The organism is Umezawaea endophytica (genome assembly GCF_025061645.1).
Lineage (GTDB): Bacteria > Actinomycetota > Actinomycetes > Mycobacteriales > Pseudonocardiaceae > Umezawaea > Umezawaea endophytica.
This window is the reverse complement of the sequence record NZ_JANYMP010000022.1, coordinates 1-17,607: the sequence shown is the minus strand read 5'-3', so window position 1 is coordinate 17,607 and position 17,607 is coordinate 1. Positions and strand designations below refer to the sequence as shown.

14 protein-coding genes, 2 tRNA genes and 2 pseudogenes are annotated in these 17,607 nt (G+C 68.5%); 6 read left to right on the top strand and 12 right to left on the bottom strand.

The features are described from left to right. Nucleotides 1–384 precede the first annotated feature (384 nt). Entirely contained in the window at nucleotides 385–927 is a 543-nt protein-coding gene (locus tag NZH93_RS34945; protein WP_308214272.1) for a DUF2020 domain-containing protein, read from the bottom strand. 130 nt (nucleotides 928–1,057) lie between these two features. Here NZH93_RS34945 and NZH93_RS34940 point away from each other — a divergent pair, with 130 nt between their 5' ends. Then, nucleotides 1,058–1,477, top strand: a complete 420-nt coding sequence (locus NZH93_RS34940; protein ID WP_259627562.1) for a DoxX family protein — start codon at nucleotides 1,058–1,060, stop codon at nucleotides 1,475–1,477. Between the two features lie 80 nt (nucleotides 1,478–1,557). Here the strand turns inward: NZH93_RS34940 and NZH93_RS34935 are convergent. The 11 genes and pseudogenes from NZH93_RS34935 to dnaA all read right to left on the bottom strand — a co-directional run bounded on the left by NZH93_RS34935 (nucleotide 1,558) and on the right by dnaA (nucleotide 14,399). Then, nucleotides 1,558–1,630, bottom strand: a tRNA-Ala gene (locus NZH93_RS34935). A 41-nt stretch (nucleotides 1,631–1,671) separates the two neighbouring features. Beyond that, nucleotides 1,672–1,788, bottom strand: a pseudogene (locus tag NZH93_RS34930) (DLW-39 family protein); the annotation flags it as partial. A 148-nt stretch (nucleotides 1,789–1,936) separates the two neighbouring features. Beyond that, nucleotides 1,937–2,010, bottom strand: a tRNA-Ile gene (locus NZH93_RS34925). 66 nt (nucleotides 2,011–2,076) lie between these two features. After that, complete coding sequence (locus NZH93_RS34920; protein ID WP_276024670.1) at nucleotides 2,077–2,766, bottom strand: DUF3566 domain-containing protein; 690 nt, start codon at nucleotides 2,764–2,766, stop codon at nucleotides 2,077–2,079. Between the two features lie 470 nt (nucleotides 2,767–3,236). Further along, nucleotides 3,237–5,747 (bottom strand): DNA gyrase subunit A, encoded by a 2,511-nt coding sequence (gyrA, locus tag NZH93_RS34915; protein WP_259627561.1) that lies wholly within the window; start codon nucleotides 5,745–5,747, stop codon nucleotides 3,237–3,239. Between the two features lie 53 nt (nucleotides 5,748–5,800). Next, nucleotides 5,801–7,768, bottom strand: a complete 1,968-nt coding sequence (gene gyrB, locus NZH93_RS34910) for a DNA topoisomerase (ATP-hydrolyzing) subunit B (RefSeq protein ID WP_259627560.1) — start codon at nucleotides 7,766–7,768, stop codon at nucleotides 5,801–5,803. A gap of 238 nt (nucleotides 7,769–8,006) precedes the next feature. After that, nucleotides 8,007–8,504 (bottom strand): DciA family protein, encoded by a 498-nt coding sequence (locus NZH93_RS34905; protein ID WP_259627559.1) that lies wholly within the window; start codon nucleotides 8,502–8,504, stop codon nucleotides 8,007–8,009. Between the two features lie 142 nt (nucleotides 8,505–8,646). Then, a complete protein-coding gene (recF, locus tag NZH93_RS34900) occupies nucleotides 8,647–9,798 on the bottom strand; it encodes a DNA replication/repair protein RecF (protein WP_259627558.1) in 1,152 nt (383 codons plus the stop codon). A 9-nt stretch (nucleotides 9,799–9,807) separates the two neighbouring features. Next, nucleotides 9,808–10,725, bottom strand: a pseudogene (gene gnd / locus NZH93_RS34895) (phosphogluconate dehydrogenase (NAD(+)-dependent, decarboxylating)); the annotation flags it as partial. A gap of 27 nt (nucleotides 10,726–10,752) precedes the next feature. After that, the gene (gene dnaN / locus NZH93_RS34890) at nucleotides 10,753–11,892 is read right to left on the bottom strand and encodes a DNA polymerase III subunit beta (RefSeq protein ID WP_259627556.1); all 1,140 of its coding nucleotides are present in this window, start codon (nucleotides 11,890–11,892) and stop codon (nucleotides 10,753–10,755) included. A gap of 848 nt (nucleotides 11,893–12,740) precedes the next feature. Beyond that, complete coding sequence (gene dnaA / locus NZH93_RS34885; RefSeq protein WP_259627555.1) at nucleotides 12,741–14,399, bottom strand: chromosomal replication initiator protein DnaA; 1,659 nt, start codon at nucleotides 14,397–14,399, stop codon at nucleotides 12,741–12,743. Nucleotides 14,400–14,875: 476 nt separating this feature from the next. Here dnaA and rpmH point away from each other — a divergent pair, with 476 nt between their 5' ends. Genes rpmH through NZH93_RS34860 form a run of 5 tightly spaced genes read left to right on the top strand, consistent with a single transcriptional unit; the run spans nucleotide 14,876 to nucleotide 17,338 of the window. Beyond that, entirely contained in the window at nucleotides 14,876–15,019 is a 144-nt protein-coding gene (gene rpmH / locus NZH93_RS34880) for a 50S ribosomal protein L34 (protein WP_106184999.1), read from the top strand. Between the two features lie 13 nt (nucleotides 15,020–15,032). Beyond that, nucleotides 15,033–15,407: a ribonuclease P protein component gene (rnpA, locus tag NZH93_RS34875; RefSeq protein ID WP_259627554.1), complete on the top strand. Its 375-nt coding sequence runs from the start codon at nucleotides 15,033–15,035 to the stop codon at nucleotides 15,405–15,407. Then, complete coding sequence (yidD, locus tag NZH93_RS34870) at nucleotides 15,404–15,685, top strand: membrane protein insertion efficiency factor YidD (protein WP_259627553.1); 282 nt, start codon at nucleotides 15,404–15,406, stop codon at nucleotides 15,683–15,685. Before rnpA ends, yidD begins: the two co-directional genes overlap by 4 nt. 4 nt (nucleotides 15,686–15,689) lie before the next feature. After that, nucleotides 15,690–16,763, top strand: coding sequence for a membrane protein insertase YidC (gene yidC, locus NZH93_RS34865; protein WP_259627552.1), 1,074 nt, complete (start codon nucleotides 15,690–15,692; stop codon nucleotides 16,761–16,763). A gap of 29 nt (nucleotides 16,764–16,792) precedes the next feature. Beyond that, nucleotides 16,793–17,338, top strand: coding sequence for a Jag family protein (locus NZH93_RS34860; protein WP_259627551.1), 546 nt, complete (start codon nucleotides 16,793–16,795; stop codon nucleotides 17,336–17,338). Nucleotides 17,339–17,607: the final 269 nt, after the last annotated feature.

The window sequence follows — 17,607 nt, the reverse complement described above, 5'->3', positions numbered from 1 at the left end:
CTCCCTCCCAGGGAGCCTGAACGCCACTGCCCGCTTCCCACCGTCCGCGTGCCCGACCAGACCGCCACCTACGGCTCCGCGCACCCGTGAAACGCGACCCGGAACCGCCACGCCCCACCCACCGTGCGGTACCCCGAACCCCCCGCTCGCCCACATGGCCGTACGCGTCAGGCCCCACCACGACGAATACCCATCAGTGGCATCTTCACGCCGTTCCCATCCGGGCGTGTCGAGACGCCGTACGCCCGTTGGAACACCACCCGAACGAGTTATCCACAGCCCGCCCAGACCTTCAAGAACTGTCGGACCCCCGCCGTAGCGTGTGCGTCGGGGGCCCTGACCGACGGGGGACCTCCGCTCCAGCGCGCCCAGCGGTCTCCCCGCTCAGCCCAGCCCGAGGTTCGTCACCACGGTCTCGGTGATGCGGCGGGCCTTGATCGTCTGCTGCTGGTTGCTGGTGACAACAACCGCGTTCGCGCCCTTCGCGACGGCGTAGACGGCGCCGGTGTCCGAGGTCAGCGAGCCGCCGTTCCAGCCTTCCGGCGCGGTCGCCGGGCTCGACCCGGCGATCGGGGCGGCGCGGTCGACGATCGCCTTGGCGATCTTGGCGTCGCCCTCGTAGACCCAGACGCTGAGTTGGACGTCCGTCGAGTTCGCGTAGAAGAAGCACGCCGGGTTGGGCTTGTCCTCCGACAGCCGGACCTTGCGCACCAACTGTCCGTTGGACTCCTGGACCTCCCCTGTCGAAAGATAGGGGCATTCACCGTCAGTAACCGGCTGGGGTGCCCCTGGCGCCTCTTTTGGCGCAGTGGTGGCAGCTTGCGCGGCGCTGGTCTTGCTCCCCGTAGTTGATGTTGCACTCGGCTGCTCCGTGCCGCAACCAGCCAATACTCCGATCAGCAGCAGGGAAGGTACTGCGTACGACACAAGACGATTCACCTTGCTGAATCCAATCAGTTTGCTGTCGATGATCGATAAGTTGCGGACCTAGTCACGCAACGTCATCGGCGTTAGCTTGTCCTTACCCTGCCGGCCGCCCTGCTAGTGAGGACAACGAATGAGCATTATCGACCGCGGTCGAGACCACGCACTGGCACTGTTCAGGATCGTGGTGGGACTGCTTTTCGCGTGCCACGGAGCCCAGAAGCTGTTCGGGTTCCTCACCACCAAACCCCCGGTGTCGATCACCACGTGGCCCAGCGGGCCGAGCGGTGTGATCGAGATCGTGGCTGGGGTGCTGATCATGGTTGGTCTCGGGACCAGGATCGCCGCTTTGATCGCTTCGGGTTCGATGGCCTACGCCTACTTCACGGTGCACCAGCCGAAGGCGTTGATGCCGATCGAGAACACCGGAGAACTGGCGGCGATGTACTCCTGGGTGTTCCTGCTCCTCGTCTTCACCGGGCCTGGGGCCTGGGCTTTGGACAAGGTGCTGGCGTCTCGGCGGCAAGTAGCGCCGGAGCTGCAAAACGCCTGAGCGGGGATGAGATCCCGCCGACAACGAACAAGCCCCTGCTCGCAGCGCGGCGAGAAGGGGCTTGTTCGGGACTACTTCGGTGGAGACGAGGGGAATCGAACCCCTAACCCCCGCCTTGCAAAGGCGGTGCTCTGCCAATTGAGCTACGTCCCCTCTCGGGGGCGGTAGACGAGCGCCCGCCCTCACAAGGTTCAGTCGGTGGGTGCGGTGGCCTCGCGCCAGAGGTCGGCGTCAGCCTTGGCGGCCTTGTTGCGCTTGACGAACAGCAACACGGCGCCTGCGACCGCAACCAGAGCGATGATCTTCTTCATGGAAGCTCCCGTTCGATGACCCGATGGTCGACCACCGGGGGTCCAGGGGGCGTGCCCCCTGGCGGGGGTTTGGGGGTTCAATCCCCAATGTTATAACGAATCGGTGAAGGCGGGCGAAGAACGCCCGCACCGTTCACCTAATCGATCGTGGGCCTAGGAGGACTCGAACCTCCGACCCCTTCGTTATCAGCGAAGTGCTCTAACCGTCTGAGCTATAGGCCCTGATTGGTGCAACGACAGGAAGATTACCGTACCGCCTGCCGCTGCCCCAAATCGGGGGTGCCTTGATCATTCACGCTCGGAGAGCGTGAGCTCCAAGCCACCCGCGAGATCCGCCGAAACGTTGTAGACGAACGCGCTGACCGTGGCCAACGCGGTGAAGAGGACGATGTTCACCGCGCCGATGATGGCCGCGACGCCGAACACCCGACCCGCGCTGATGAGCGGGTCGCCCGACTGCTCGCTGCCGGACAGCAGGTCCTGCGCCGTGTTGTTGATCTTGTCCCAGACGCCCATGCCGTTCAGCACGCCGTAGAGAACGCCGATCGCCACCAGCCACACGAAGAACAGCGCCACGCTGAGCACCAGCGCGAGCTTCAGCACCGACCACGGGTCGACGCGCTTCACCTGGAGGCTCGCCCGGCGCGGACCGCGACCGGGACGCCTGGCGCTGGGCGCCGCCGCTCCTGGACGGGCGCTGGACGTGCCCAGGTTCACCGACGTGCGGCTGCCCGCGGCCTGCGCCGCCGCCGAACCCGGCGGAACCGGCCGCGCGACGGCGACCGTGTCCGGGTCCTGCGCCGGGTAGGCGGGCTGCTCGGCGGGCGCGGGTTCGACCGGGGTCACGGCCTCGCTCGTCGGGTAGCCAACCGTTTGCGCCTCGGCGTACTTCGCGTCGCTGGTCACCCGCTGCCAGGGCGGCGGCGCCGCCGCGACCAAGTCGAGCCCCTCGGGGCGCTCGGCAGGCACCTCCGGCAGGGGTTCGGCCTTCGTCGGGACGACGGGCTTCGACGCGGGCGCCGCAGGCTTCACCGCGGGCGCGGCAGGCTTCGACGCGGGCGCGGTGGGCTTCACCGGCGGCGCGGCAGGCTTCGACGGCGGCACGACGGGCGCCGACTGCACCTTCGCAGTCGGCTCCGCCGTGGACTGCTCCGCGGCTTTGGCGGACGCGGGCGCCGGAGCCGCCACGGCCGCCTTGGCCTGCGACTTCGAGATCTCGACGGTCGCACCGTCGGGGACCTTCGAAGGCTCGGCCTGCGCGGCCACCTTCGGGGCGGCCGACTTCTCCGCACCGTTCGAAGGGGCGCCCTTGTCGGCGCCCTTCGCCTTCGACCCCTGGTCAGCACCACCCTGCAAAACAGGTTTGGTGATCACCGCCGTCTTGTCCGCGTCCCGATTCTCCGGGTTCTCGGATGAAGTCACGAGCAGTCCTCAACCTCTCGTCCGCGTTAGTTGGCGGGCTCAGCCTCGTCCCCATCAATGGGGACGTCGGAAGGCTCATCGGCGTTGCCTGCGACGGCGATCAAAGTGGTGCCTTCGCCTAGGTTCATCAGCCGGACCCCCTTGGTCTGCCGCCCCGCCTTGCGAACCTCCTTGGCGCTGGTCCTGATGACCCCGCCGGTAGAGGTGATCGCGTAGAGCTCGTCGTCGACGTCGACGATGAGCGCTCCGACAAGCCTCCCACGTCGGCGGTCGTGCTGGATGGTCAGCACACCCTTCCCGCCACGTCCCTGGACCGGGTAGTCCTCCAGGGGCGTCCGCTTCGAGTACCCACCGTCGGTGGCCACCAAAACGAACTTGCCCTCTTCGACCACGCCCATCGACAGCAGCTCGTCACCGCCGTTGAAGCGCATGCCCAACACGCCTGACGTGGCACGACCCATCGGGCGCAGTGCTTCGTCGGTCGCGTGGAAGCGGATCGACTGGCCGTCGGTGGAGACCAGCAGCAGGTCGTCCTCCGCGGAGCACAGGACGGCACCGACCAGCTCGTCGTCGTCGCGGAGGTTGATGCCGATCAGACCACCCGATCGGTTGGAGTCGAAGTCGGACAACTTGGACTTCTTGACCAGACCGGTCTTCGTGGCGAGCACCAGGTACGGCGCCACCTCGTAGTTCTTGATCTGGATGACCTGGGCGATCTCCTCCTCCGGCTGGAACGCCAGGAGGTTCGCCACGTGCTGGCCGCGGGCGTTGCGGTTGGCCTCGGGCAGCTCGTACGCCTTCGCCCGGTACACCCGGCCCTTGTTCGTGAAGAACAGGATCCAGTCGTGCGTGGAGCACACGAAGAAGTGCGCCACGATGTCGTCCTGCTTGAGCTGCGCGCCCTGGACGCCCTTGCCGCCGCGCTTCTGCGCCCGGTACAGGTCGGTCTTGGTGCGCTTCGCGTAGCCGGTCCGGGTGATCGTGACGACCACGTCCTCGACCGCGATCAGGTCTTCCATCGACACGTCGCCGTCGAACGGGATGATCTGCGTGCGCCGGTCGTCGCCGTGCTTGTCGACGATCGCCGTCAGCTCGTCGCGCACGATCGCGCGCTGGCGCTCCGGCTTGGCCAGGATGTCCTGGAGGTCCGCGATCTCCAGCTCGATCTCGGCCAACTGGTCGATGATCTTCTGGCGCTCCAGGGCGGCCAGGCGGCGGAGCTGCATCTCCAGGATCGCGTTCGCCTGGACCTCGTCCACGGCGAGCAGCTCGATCAGGCCGGTGCGCGCGATGTCCGGGGTCGACGACCGGCGGATCAACGCGATGACCTCGTCGAGCATGTCCAACGCCTTGACCAGGCCGCGCAGGATGTGCGCGCGTTCCTCGGCCTTGCGCAGGCGGAACCGCGTCCGCCGGACGATGACCTCGATCTGGTGCTTCACGTACTGGCGGATCATCTGGTCGAGCCGCAGCGTGCGCGGCACCTGGTCGACCAGCGACAGCATGTTCACGCCGAACGAGTACTGGAGCTGGGTGTGCTTGTAGAGGTTGTTCAGCACGACCTTCGCGACGGCGTCGCGCTTGATCGTGATCACGATGCGCATGCCGCGGCGGTTGTTCGACTCGTCCGCGATGTTCGCGATGCCGGTCAGCTTCTGGTCGCGCACGAGCGCCGCGATGTTCTCGACCAGGTTGTCCGGGTTCACCTGGTAGGGCAGCTCGGTGACGACCAGGATCGTGCGGCCCTTGGCGTCCTCGTCGACCTCGATGACGGCGCGCATCTTCACCGAGCCGCGGCCCGTGCGGTACGCGTCCTCGATGCCCGAGTTGCCGAGGATCAGGCCGTAGGTCGGGAAGTCCGGCCCCTTGATCCGCTCGATCATCGCTTCGAGGGTCTCCTCGTCGGAGGCCTCCCAGTTGTCCAGCGCCCACACCACGCCCGACGCGACCTCGCGCAGGTTGTGCGGCGGGATGTTCGTCGCCATGCCGACCGCGATGCCCGAACTGCCGTTGATCAGCAGGTTGGGGATGCGCGCGGGCAGGACCTTCGGCTCTTCGATCCGGCCGTCGTAGTTCGGCCGGAAGTCGACCGTGTCCTCTTCGATGTCGGCCAGCATCTGCATGGCCAACGGCGTGAGGCGGCACTCCGTGTAGCGCATGGCGGCCGCGGGGTCGTTGCCCAGCGAGCCGAAGTTGCCCTGGGGGTCGATCAGCGGGTAGCGCATCGCCCACGGCTGGGCCAGCCGCACGAGCGCGTCGTAGATCGACGAGTCGCCGTGCGGGTGGTAGTTGCCCATCACGTCGCCGACGACGCGCGCGCACTTGTTGTAGCCGCGGTCCGGCCGGAAACCGGAGTCGAACATCGAGTAGAGCACCCGGACGTGCACGGGCTTGAGCCCGTCGCGGACGTCCGGCAGCGCGCGACCGACGATGACGCTCATCGCGTAGTCGATGTAGGAGCGCTGCATCTCCTGCTGGATGTCGACCATCTCGGTGCGGTCGTGGTCGGGCCCCGGAGGCAAGGTCGTCTCGGTCAAGGTTCTTCTTTCCTCTTCGCCAGGCGAGCAGGTCTACAGGTGGACGGGCGGCGTCACACGTCCAGGAAGCGGACGTCCTTCGCGTTGCGGGTGATGAAGGAGCGGCGCGCTTCCACGTCCTCGCCCATCAGCACGCTGAACAGCTCGTCCGCCGTCGCGGCGTCGTCCATGGTCACCTGCATGAGCAGGCGGTGCGCCGGGTCCATCGTGGTTTCCCACAGTTCGGAGGCGTTCATCTCGCCGAGACCCTTGTACCGCTGGATGTTGTCGTCCTTGCCGAGCTTCTTGCCCGCCTTCAGGCCTTCTTCGATCAGCCCGTCGCGCTCGCGGTCGGAGTAGGCGAACTCCGGGTCGATGCGCTGCCACTTGATCTTGTACAGCGGCGGCTGCGCGAAGTACACGTGGCCGTGCTCGATCAGCGGCCGCATGAAGCGGAACAGCAGGGTGAGGAGCAGCGTCCGGATGTGCTGGCCGTCCACGTCGGCGTCCGCCATCAGCACGACCTTGTGGTAGCGCAGCTTCGAGATGTCGAACTCGTCGTGGATGCCGGTGCCGAGCGCGGTGATGAGGCTCTGCACCTCGTTGTTCTTGAGGACCCGGTCGATGCGGGCCTTCTCCACGTTGATGATCTTGCCGCGGATCGGCAGGATCGCCTGGAACATGGAGTCCCGGCCCTCCTTCGCCGAGCCGCCCGCGGAGTCGCCCTCCACGATGTAGAGCTCGCACTCCTCCGGGTTGGTGGAGCGGCAGTCCTTCAGCTTGCCGGGCAGGCCGCCGATGTCCAGCGCGCCCTTGCGGCGGACCAGTTCGCGCGCCTTGCGGGCCGCCATCCGGGCCTGCGCGGACGAGACCGCCTTCGTCACGATCGTGCGCGCCTCGTTGGGGTGCCGCTCGAACCAGTCGGCCAGGTGCTCGTTGGTCGACTTCTGCACGAACGACTTGGCCTCGCTGTTGCCCAGCTTGGTCTTCGTCTGCCCCTCGAACTGGGGCTCCTGCAACTTCACCGAGATGATCGCGGCGAGACCCTCGCGGATGTCGTCACCGGTGAGGTTGGTGTCCTTCTCCTTGAGCAGCTTCTTGTCGCGCGCGTACTCGTTGACCACTCGGGTCAGCGCGGCGCGGAAGCCCTCCTCGTGCGTGCCGCCCTCGTGGGTGTTGATCGTGTTGGCGAACGTGTACACCGACGCCGTGTAGCCGGTGTTCCACTGCATCGCGACCTCGACCTCGATGCCGTCACCCTTGGCGTCGAAGGCGATGACCTTCTTGTGGACCTCTTCGCGCGTGTGGTTGATGTGCTTGACGAAGTCCTCGAGGCCGTTCGGGTAGTGGAACGTGCGCTCCTTGACCCGCGCGACGTGACCCTCGGCGTCGGCTTCGGCGTCCGACTCGACGACCCGCTCGTCGCGCAGGACGATCGTGAGGCCCTTGTTGAGGAACGCCATCTCCTGGAGGCGGCGGGAGATCGTCTCCAGGTTGTAGGTGGTCGTCTCGAAGATCGTCGGGTCGGCCCAGAACGTGATGATCGTGCCGGTCTCCGTCACCGGAGCGCCCTTGGTCAACGGGTGCGCGGGCTTGGTGCCCTCGTAGCGCTGGTTCCACGTGAAACCTTGGCGCTTCACCTCGACGTCGACGGCGGTGGACAGCGCGTTCACGACCGAGATGCCGACGCCGTGCAGACCACCGGAGACGGCGTAGGAGTCGCTGTTGAACTTGCCGCCCGCGTGCAGCTTGGTCATCACGACCTCGAGGGTCGGGACCTTCTCCACCGGGTGGATGTCGACCGGGATGCCACGGCCGTCGTCGATCACCCGCACACCGCCGTTGGCCAGCAGCGTCACGTCGACGAAGGTGGCGTGACCCGCCATCGCCTCGTCGACGGAGTTGTCCACGACCTCCTGGATCAGGTGGTGCAGACCGCGCTCGCCGGTCGACCCGATGTACATGCCGGGGCGCTTGCGAACCGCCTCCAGGCCCTCGAGGACGCTGATTGAGGACGCGCCGTACTCATTCTTGTCTGCCACGGGCCTGGTGTCTCCTCGACATGAAGCGACAGGACGTCGCCGAGCGGCGACGCTGATGGTCATGCTCACCGATTATTCTACCGGTCGGGTGCGACCAGGATGCACCAAGGACACCCCTGATTTGCCCTCAGAGGCTCTCAAGTCGACCCGGTCGGGTTGGATCGGCTGACCCAGGTGGTCAAATCGGCTGGTGAGCGCTCAGTGCGCCACAGGATCGCCGCTGAACGATTATCGCGCGTCAGCCGTAGGTATCACGTGGGCCGCGTCCTGGAGCGTGCCTGGGGCCGAATCGCCAGTTGGGAGCCTGGGGACCCTGCACCTTCAGCTTCTTCACCACGCCGTCACCCACCCCGGCGGCGATGCGCTTGATGAGTTCGCGCTGCAACAGCCTGAGCTGCGTCGCCCACGCCGTGGAGTCCGCCTGCACCGTCAGCTCGCCGTCGCTCAGCGTGATCGGCTTCGCGTGCTCGGCCACGTCCTCGCCGACCAGCTTGGCCCACTTGCCGAAGACGTTGCCGCCCGCGAGCCGCTCGGCCCACCCGTGCTCGGTGGCGACGCGCGAGGCCAGCCTGCCCAGCGGCTGGGGGTCGCGGTCGTCCGGGCCCGCGCCCGACCAGCGGCGACGCTTCGACCGGTTCGCGCCACCCGCCCCGCGACGGCCCGGCTGCTTGGCACGGCTCTTCGCCGACGCCCGCGCGGCCTCCAGCGCGGCCCGCGCGAGGTCGGGGCCCCGCAAGATTTCACCGTCCGCTGGGGATAGAACACCCTGTGGAGTGACATCGCCTGTGGATATGTCCGCAATTTGTGGCGAGTTATCCACACCATCCACAGGGTTGTCCCCAGTTGTGCGACTTGTCACACCCGTTCGAGGGACATCGTCAGACACTGTGCACCTCCCCATGGCGAACCTCAAACCGAGCGCCCGCGAGCTCCTCCGGCACGTCCTCGGCGACGGCCGCGGTGATCAGGACCTGCTCCGCACCCGCCGCGACCTTCGCGAGCTGCCGCCGTCGGCCGCGGTCGAGTTCGGCGAACACATCGTCCAGCACGAGCACCGGTTCGGTGCCGTCGACACGCAGCAGCTCGTACCCCCCGAGCCGCAGGGCCAGTGCGAACGACCATGACTCCCCGTGACTGGCGTACCCCTTCGCGGGCAGCTCGCCGAGCGCCAGCTCCAGCTCGTCGCGGTGCGGACCGACCAGGCAGACACCCCGGTCGACCTCCTGCGAGCGGACGCGGTACAGCTCGACGAGCATCGCGTCCTCCAACTGGCCCCGGTCGGCCCGCGGCCCGCCCGGCACGCCGAAGCCCTCGGGCTGCGACTCGCCGAGGCTCGACCGGTACCGGATCTTCGCGGGCCGCGACTCCGGGGCGACCTCCGCGTACGACGCGGCCACGTGCGGCGCGATGTCCGCGACGAGGTCGAGCCGCGCGGCGAGCAGTTCCGCCCCGTGCTTCGCCAGGTGCCCGTCCCACACGTCCAGGGTGCTGAGGTCACCGGACCGCCCGGCCCGCTTCGCCGCCCCCGCCGTCTTCAGCAGGGCGCCGCGCTGCTTGAGCACCCGCTCGTAGTCGCTGCGCACCCCGGCGTACCGGGGCGCGCGCGCCACGAGCATCTCGTCGAGGAACCGGCGACGTTCACCGGGATCGCCGCGCACCAGCGCCAGGTCCTCCGGCGCGAACAGCACGGTGCGCAGGATCCCCAGCACGTCCCGCGGACGGGGAACCGGGCCGCGGTTGATCCGCGCCCGGTTCGCCTTGCCCGGCGTGATCTCCAGTTCCACCAGCAGTTCGCGGCCGTCGTTGACGACCGCGGCCCGCACCACCGCGCGGGGACTGCCGTGCCGGATCAGCGGCACGTCGGTGGCCACCCGGTGCGACCCGAGCGTGGCCACGTAGCCGAGCGCCTCGACCAGGTTCGTCTTGCCCTGGCCGTTCGGCCCGACCAGCACGCTGACCCCCGGCTCGAACGCCAGGTCGGCGCGCTCCCACGAGCGGAAGTCGCTGACCTGGAGGTGCCTGACGTACAACGGCGGGCGTCAGCTCTGCGTGCTACCGCTGCCGGACGTCGGTCCGGCGGCTTGCACGGCGTGACCACCGAACTGGTTGCGCAGCGAGGCGACCGCGCGCATGGCGGGCGAGTCGTCCTGGCGCGACGCGAACCGGGCGAACAGCGCGGCGGAGATCACCGGCGCGGGCACCGCGAGGTTGATCGCCTCCTCGACGGTCCACCGGCCCTCGCCGGAGTCCTCGACGTGGCCGCGCAGGTCGTCCAGCTCGGGGTCCGAATCGAGCGCGCGGACCAGGAGGTCGAGCAGCCAGGACCGGACGACGGTGCCGCGCTGCCACGCCTTGATGGTCGCGGGCACGTTCTCCACGAGCTTGGAGGCCTCCAGCAGCTCGAAGCCCTCGGCGTACGCCTGCATCAGGCCGTACTCGATGCCGTTGTGGATCATCTTCGCGAAGTGGCCCGCGCCGACCTGACCGGCGTGCGCGAAACCCTCTTCGCGGGGACCTTCGGGGCGCAGCGCGTCGAAGATCGGCATGGCCTTCTCGACGTCCTCGGCCGCGCCGCCGACCATCAGGCCGTACCCGTTGTCGAGACCCCACACGCCACCGGACACGCCCGTGTCGAGGTAGCCGATCTCCTTGCCCGCCAACAGTTCCGCGTTCACCTTGTCGTCGGTGTAGCGGGAGTTGCCGCCGTCGATCACGAGGTCGCCGGGGGCCAGCAGCTCACCGAGGTCCGCGATCGTCTGCCGGGTGATGTCGCCCGCCGGGACCATCACCCACACGACGCGGGGGGCTTCCAGCTTGTCGACCAGGTCGGCGAGCGAACTCGCGTCGGTGACCTCGGGGTTGCGGTCGTAACCGACAACCTCGTGGCCCGCGCGGCGAATCCGCTCGCGCATGTTGAAGCCCATCTTGCCGAGGCCCACAAGTCCGAGCTGCACGGTGCTGACTCCCCTGTTTCGAGTTGACGTTTAGCCGGGCAGGCGAACGGGCATCAGCAGGTACAGGTAGCCCGGCGCCACGCCGCCCTCATCATCGACCGGCTTCAACAGGGCGGGCCTGCTGGGGGTCGTGAAGGACAGGTGGGCCTTGGCCGTGCGCACGGCGTGCACGCCCTCCAGGAGGTACGTGGGGTTGAACGCGATCGTGACCGGCTCGCCGGTGTACTCGACCGGGAGCTCTTCCTCGGCGCTGCCCTCGTCGTCGCCGCCCGCCGACAGGCGCAGGCCGCCGTCGACGAACTCCAGCCGGACCTGGGTGCCCCGCTCCGCGACGAGCGAGACGCGCTTGATCGCCTGGACGAGGGAGTCCACCTCGATGATCGCGGCGGCGGAGTGCTCGCTGGGGAGGAGTTGGCGGTACTTCGGGAAGTCCGCGTCGAGCAGCCGGGTCGTCGTGCGCCTGCCGTTGCCCGAGAGGCCGAGGAGCCCGTCGTTCGCCGCGAGCGACAGCTCGACCTTGTTGCCCGAACCGCCGAGGGTCTTGGCCGCGTCGGCGAGCGTGCGCGCCGGGACGAGCACGGCGGTCTCGCTCAGGGTCTCGTTCGGCTCCCACGCGAACTCGCGCATCGCCAGCCGGAACCGGTCCGTGGCGACGAGGGTGAACTTGCCCTCGCCGATCTCCAGGCGGACACCGGTCAGCATCGGCAGCGTGTCGTCCTTGCCCGCCGCGACGGCGACCTGGGCGACGGCCTCGCTGAAGACCTCACCGGCCAGCTCGCCGGCGAGCTGCGGCATGTTCGGCAGCGCGGGGTAGTCCTCGACCGGCATCGTCGGGAGGCTGAACTTGGCGCTGCCACAGGTGATCGTCATCCGGGAGCCGTCGACGGAGATCTCGACCGGGTGGTTCGGCAGCGCCTTGGTGATGTCCGCGAGGAGACGACCGGAGACGAGGGTCTTGCCGCCGTCCGCGATCGTGGCCGGGACGCCGACCGTCGCCGAGACCTCGTAGTCGAAGCCCGAGACGGTGAGCGAGTCCCCCGGCGCGCCGTCCGGGGAACCGGCGTCGAGCAGGACTCCACCGAGCACCGGAACGGGCGGCCTGGACGGCAGGCTGCGCGCGACCCAGGCGACGGCGTCGGCCAGGCCGTCGCGCTCGACGCGGATCTTCATGAGCGTCCTTCCTCAAGTCGGCACGACCGACCGGGGCGACGGTCGGTCCAACGTGGCGATGCGTTGTGAGCTGTGGGGGTGAACCGCTGGGAAGCGGACCGCGTTCGCCTCAGGTGGGTCGAGCTCGGGCTCCAACCTCCTGGCGTGGTTGCTCCACCGTAGAGCGTCCGGAGCCCTCACGTCATCTCGGGGCGGGGAGCGCGGGAGGGCCGTCCGGCCGCTTGTCCCCGGGTTTCGCCACCCCCTGTTTTTCTTTTGTTCTTCTCTTCAAGAGAGAACAACAGCAGTAACAGTAAGGGTTGTGGATTGTGTGGACAACGCGTGTCCTCGCAGGTCAGCGCCCCTTCCAACCTGTGGGCAACTGGGGGGTCCCACCCGGGGACAACTCGGCGCCCCCGGGGACAACTCCGGGACTGCTCCGTTTGGTCCACAGGCAAGCCGACTTGTCCCCGGGTGCATCCCCGGGTGTGGGTGCAGTTGTACCCGGGTGCTGCACAGGGTTCGGAGCCCAAAACTCCCCCGTTCGGACAACATTTCTGAGGTTGTCCACAGGTCGTGACCGGCGGTCAACGAGAAAAGTGGCGACGTCCCGACCCTCGGGCGCCGCCCGACCCACCCGTTCTCGGGGGTCCGGAGTCGCGGCGCGGGGGCTCTGGGAAAAGTCCGACGAGGGCGCGCGGGGGCCGTTCGACGGGCGCTGGGTTTCTGATCGGGTGCTCGCCGGGAGTCGGGGGCGTCGTCGGAAAGGACGCCGCGCGCGACCGGGAGGGCGGGGCAAGGGTCCCACGGAACGAAGCGGGCGGGACCACCTCCGTGAGGTGATCCCGCCCGCTTCGTCGTCGGCCGTACTAGACGGTGTGCCGGGAGCGCTGCTTGATCCGGGAGGTGAGCTCCTGGACCTGGTCGTAGATCCGGCGGCGCTCGGCCATCTCCTTGCGGATCTTCTTGTCCGCGTGCATGACGGTCGTGTGGTCGCGACCGCCGAACGTCTGGCCGATCTTCGGCAGCGACAGGTCCGTCAGCTCGCGGCACAGGTACATGGAGATCTGCCGGGCGTTCGCAAGCGCTTTCGTCTTGCCCTTGCCGCACAGGTCGTCGATCGTCACGCCGAAGTACTCCGCCGTGACCGCCATGATCGTCGGCGCGGTCACCTCGGGCGCGTGCGAGTCCGGGATCAGGTCCCGCAGGACGATCTCGGCCAACTGCACGTCGACCGGCTGCCGGTTGAGCGACGCGAACGCCGTCACCCGGATCAGCGCGCCTTCGAGCTCGCGGATGTTCCGCTCGATCCGGGCCGCGATGAACTCCAGCACCTCGGCGGGCGCCGCCAACCGGTCCTGCGCCGCCTTCTTGCGGAGGATCGCGATCCGGGTCTCCAGCTCGGGCGGCTGGATGTCCGTGATCAGACCCCACTCGAAGCGCGTCCGCAGCCGGTCCTCCAGGGTTTCCAGCCGCTTGGGCGGCCGGTCCGAGGACACGACGATCTGCTTGTTCGAGTTGTGCAGCGTGTTGAAGGTGTGGAAGAACTCCTCCTGCGTGCCCTCCTTGCCCTCCAGGAACTGGATGTCGTCGACGAGGAGCACGTCGATGTCCCGGTAGCGGCGCTGGAACGCGACCTTGCGGTCGTCGCGCAGGGAGTTGATGAAGTCGTTGGTGAACTCCTCGGTCGACACGTACCGCACGCGCATGCCGGGGAACAGGCGCTGCGCGTAGTGGCCGACCGCGTGGAGCAGGTGCGTCTTGCCGAGCCCGGACTCGCCCCAGATGAACAGCGGGTTGTAGGCGCGGGCGGGCGCCTCGGCCACCGCGACCGCGGCCGCGTGGGCGAACCGGTTCGAGGCGCCGATGACGAACGTGTCGAAGTTGTACTTCTCGTTCAGCCGGGTCTGCGACGTCGGCGGGTTCGCGGGCCGGGTGAACGGCGTGCCGCTGACCGGGGCGCTGCCGCTGAACGTCGGCCAGATCTCGTGGACGGTCGCGAGCGCCTCACGGGCCTCGCGCTCCTCGTCGACCTCGTCGCTGTCGGACTCGCCGTCGCCGTCCTCGCCGGTCGGCATCGACAACTGCTGCCCCGGACCCGGCACGGGCTGGCCGGGCATCGGCTGCGCGGGCATCGGACCGGGCAGGTGGTTCGGCAACTGGCCGGGCATCGACTGGTCGAGCAGACCGATCGGCTGGCTGATCCCGTTGCCGCCGGGCACGCCGTGCGCGACCGGGATGGGAGTCGTCGGGGTGTTCACCGGTTCGGGTGAGTCGACCTTCACGGCCAGCGACACGGCCCGGCCGAGGCGGCGGGACAGGGCGGCGGTGATGGGTTCGCGCAGCGCGCGCTCGATGGCTTCCTTGGCGAAGTCGCTCGGCGCGGCCAGCAGCGCGGTCCCGTCGAGCAGACCGATCGGCCTGGTCACCCGCATCCAAGCTCGCTGCTGCGGGGACAGGGTGCTGGCGGCCAGTTCCGCGACCACCTGCTCCCACACGAGACCGAGATCGGTCTGGTGGTTGGACACCTGCGCGCTCCCCTCCCCTCGACGTGCTCCCCCCGTGGAGCTACCCGCTTCACGGTGTGGACTCGGAGAATAGAGGCATCCACAGAGTTATCCACAACTGTGCACGAAGGTGCGTCGGGACGCGGCGGATCCCGACGGCGATTCAGCGCACCGTGGGGGCAGTTTCGGCGACATCCAGGTGCGCCTCGAAATCCGCGGGAGGGTGCACGCTAACAAGGCTCGCGCCGTGCCACAAGGTGGGGTGGCGGGCAAGCACCGCCGTGTCGCCGGTGTGTCGCGGGGCGTGTTCAGCGCCACCCCGATTTGAGAACAGGGCCCCCGCCTGCGTACCCTCGGTGAAGTCTCCCGCGAGCGACGGGTGCGTTTGGCGCGCTCTTGCCGCGACCGTCCTGCCCAGGTGCCGGACGGCGCCGGATTGTTGATCGGCTGGGGACGCCCACAGACCTGCTTGGTAGTCAGCACCGGGAGATCCAGCCGTGAGCAAGGGTAAGCGCACCTTCCAGCCCAACAACCGCCGCCGCGCCAAGACGCACGGCTTCCGGCTGCGCATGCGCACCCGCGCCGGCCGGGCCATCCTCGCAGCGCGGCGCACCAAGGGCCGCGACCGCCTGTCCGCCTGATAACAGCAGCGCCGTGCTCCCCGCGGCCGCCCGGCTGACCCGCAGCCAGGACTTCGGCCTGGTGGTTCGCCGAGGCCGCCGTGCAGGACGGCCCCGGCTGGTCGTGCACGCCCTGGTGCGGTCGTCAGGGCAGCAGACATCTACTGAATCCTCGGCGCGGCCCACCTTGGACATGTCCAAGGTGGGCTTCGTCGTGAGCAAGGCCGTGGGCAACTCGGTGGTCCGCCACCGGGTGAGCCGCAAGCTGCGCCACGTCGTCCGCGACAGGCTGGCGCGGCTGCCCGCGGGCACCTCGCTCGTCGTGCGCGCGCTGCCCGCCTCAGCCGAGGCGTCCAGCGCCGAGCTCGCGGCCGACTTCGACGCCGCCCTGCGCAGGCTGTTGCGATGACCACCACGCAGTCGAGTCCCCTCGCGCGCGTGCTCATCCTGCCGGTGCGGCTCTACCAGCGGTTCATCTCGCCGTTCCTACCGCCGAGCTGCCGCTTCTACCCGAGTTGCAGTGCCTACGCGGTCGAAGCGTTGACCGTCCACGGTGCGCTGCGCGGTACCTGGCTGACCCTTCGCCGGCTGGCCCGCTGCGGACCCTGGCACCCTGGAGGCCTGGACCCCGTTCCACCGAGGAGACCTCGCCAGGAACAGGTCCCCGACACATCCGCCGAGGAGTAGCTCAGTGCTCAACTTCATCTACTACCCGGTGTCCTTCATCCTCTGGTGTTGGCACTGGGTTTTCGGCCACGTCCTCGGCGAATCCAGCGGACTCGCGTGGGCTCTGTCCGTGGTCTTCCTCGTCTTCACCCTCCGAGCCCTGCTCTTCAAGCCGTTCGTCGGCCAGGTGCGCTCCATGCGGAAGATGCAGGAGTTCGCGCCGGAGATGCAGAAGATCAAGAAGAAGTACCCCAACGACCGCCAGCGCCAAGCGGCCGAGATGCAGAAGCTCCAGTCCGAGCACGGGGTCAACCCGCTCGGCGGCTGCCTCCCCATGCTGGTCCAGATCCCGGTGTTCATCGGTCTGTTCCACGTGCTGCGCTCGTTCAAGCCCGGCTGGGGCGAGGTCTACTTCTTCGACGCCAAGGGCGTCGAGTCCTTCGTCCAGGCGAAGCTCTTCGGCGCGAACCTGTCGACGTTCATCACGATGCCCGCCGACCAGCTCGCGGCGTTCAGCACCCAGCGCAGCGCGGTCATCATCGTCGCCATCCCGCTGATGATCATCGCCAGCATCGCGACCCACTTCACCGCGCGCCACTCGGTCGCCAGGCAGACGCAGTCGGCGATCGACAACCCGCAGACCGCGATCATGAACAAGCTGACGCTCTACATCTTCCCGCTCGGCGTGCTCGTCGGTGGCCTCTTCTTCCCCATCGCGATCCTGCTGTACTGGCTGAGCAACAACGGCTGGACGCTCGCGCAGCAGCACTTCGTGTACCGGCGCATCGACCGCGAGGAAGAAGCCAAGAAGGTCGAGGCGATCAGCCAGCGCAAGGACCTCGCGCCCAAGCCCGGCGCGAAGCCGAACGCCCCGCGCGCAGGCCAGAAGCCCACCCCCGGCGTCCGCACCGGCAACGCGCGGGCCATGGGCACCGCCAAGGGCAAACGACCCGCCACCCGCGCCCAGGACACCCCGCCCACCGCGGCGGACCTGACCCCTGAGAGCAACGGCAGCAGCGCGTCGGCCAACACCGAGATCCCCGGCCTGATCACAGGCCGATCCCCTGGCAAGAAGCAGGGCAACAAGAAGCGTCGTTGACCGGGCGCTTGCCCTGGAGAGGAGACATCGTGTCGGAGACGTTGCAGGCGGCCGAGGTGGACGCGGCGGAGGACGCCGTCGAGGCGGAGCCGAAGACGCGTGGCAGTTCGGAAGACCTGCTCGTCCAGGAGGGCGACATCGCGGGTGACTACCTGGAGCGCCTGCTCGACCTGCTCGACTACGACGGCGACATCGACCTGGACGTCGAAGCCGGTCGGGCGATCGTCAGCATCGACGGCGGCGAGGACCTGGAGAAGCTCGTCGGCACCCGCGGCACCGTGCTCGAGTCGTTGCAGGAGCTGACTCGACTCGCGGTGCAGCAGGAGACCGGCGTGCGCAGCAGGCTCATGCTGGACGTGGCGGGCTGGCGCGCGGGCCGCCGTGCCGAGCTGGCGGACCTCGGCCGCACCACGGCCGAGAAGGTGCTGTCGTCGGGCGAACGCATCCGCCTGCACCCGATGACGCCGTTCGAGCGCAAGGTCGTCCACGACGCCGTAGCCGCCGTCGCAGGCGTCCACAGCGAAAGCGAGGGCGAAGAACCCCAGCGCCGAGTGGTGATCCTGCCGCAGGCTTGATACCCCGCCAGACCCCAGCGCGGCCCGCTCCCCTGTGGAGCGGGCCGCGCTTTTTGTTTGCCACGTTTCACGTGGAACAACTCCCCCGCATCCATCCACCACCACCGCCCCAACGCTGAGCCGCCAGACGACGTGCACCACTCCGCAGTCGACAACGGCCAGCACGCCTCCACCGCCGACCCTCCGGAACTCCTCCCCCGCCCGCTTCCCTCGAACACGCCTCTTGGTTCGGACGACGCACGCGAACAAGCGGGCGCAGCCCGCGAGTG

Excerpts from the sequence above, each read along its gene's own strand:
- yidD (WP_259627553.1), top strand. The coding sequence starts at position 15,404 with ATGACCACCACGCAGTCGAGTCCCCTCGCGCGCGTGCTCATCCTGCCG.
- dnaN (WP_259627556.1), bottom strand. The coding sequence starts at position 11,892 with ATGAAGATCCGCGTCGAGCGCGACGGCCTGGCCGACGCCGTCGCCTGG.
- NZH93_RS34940 (WP_259627562.1), top strand. The coding sequence starts at position 1,058 with ATGAGCATTATCGACCGCGGTCGAGACCACGCACTGGCACTGTTCAGG.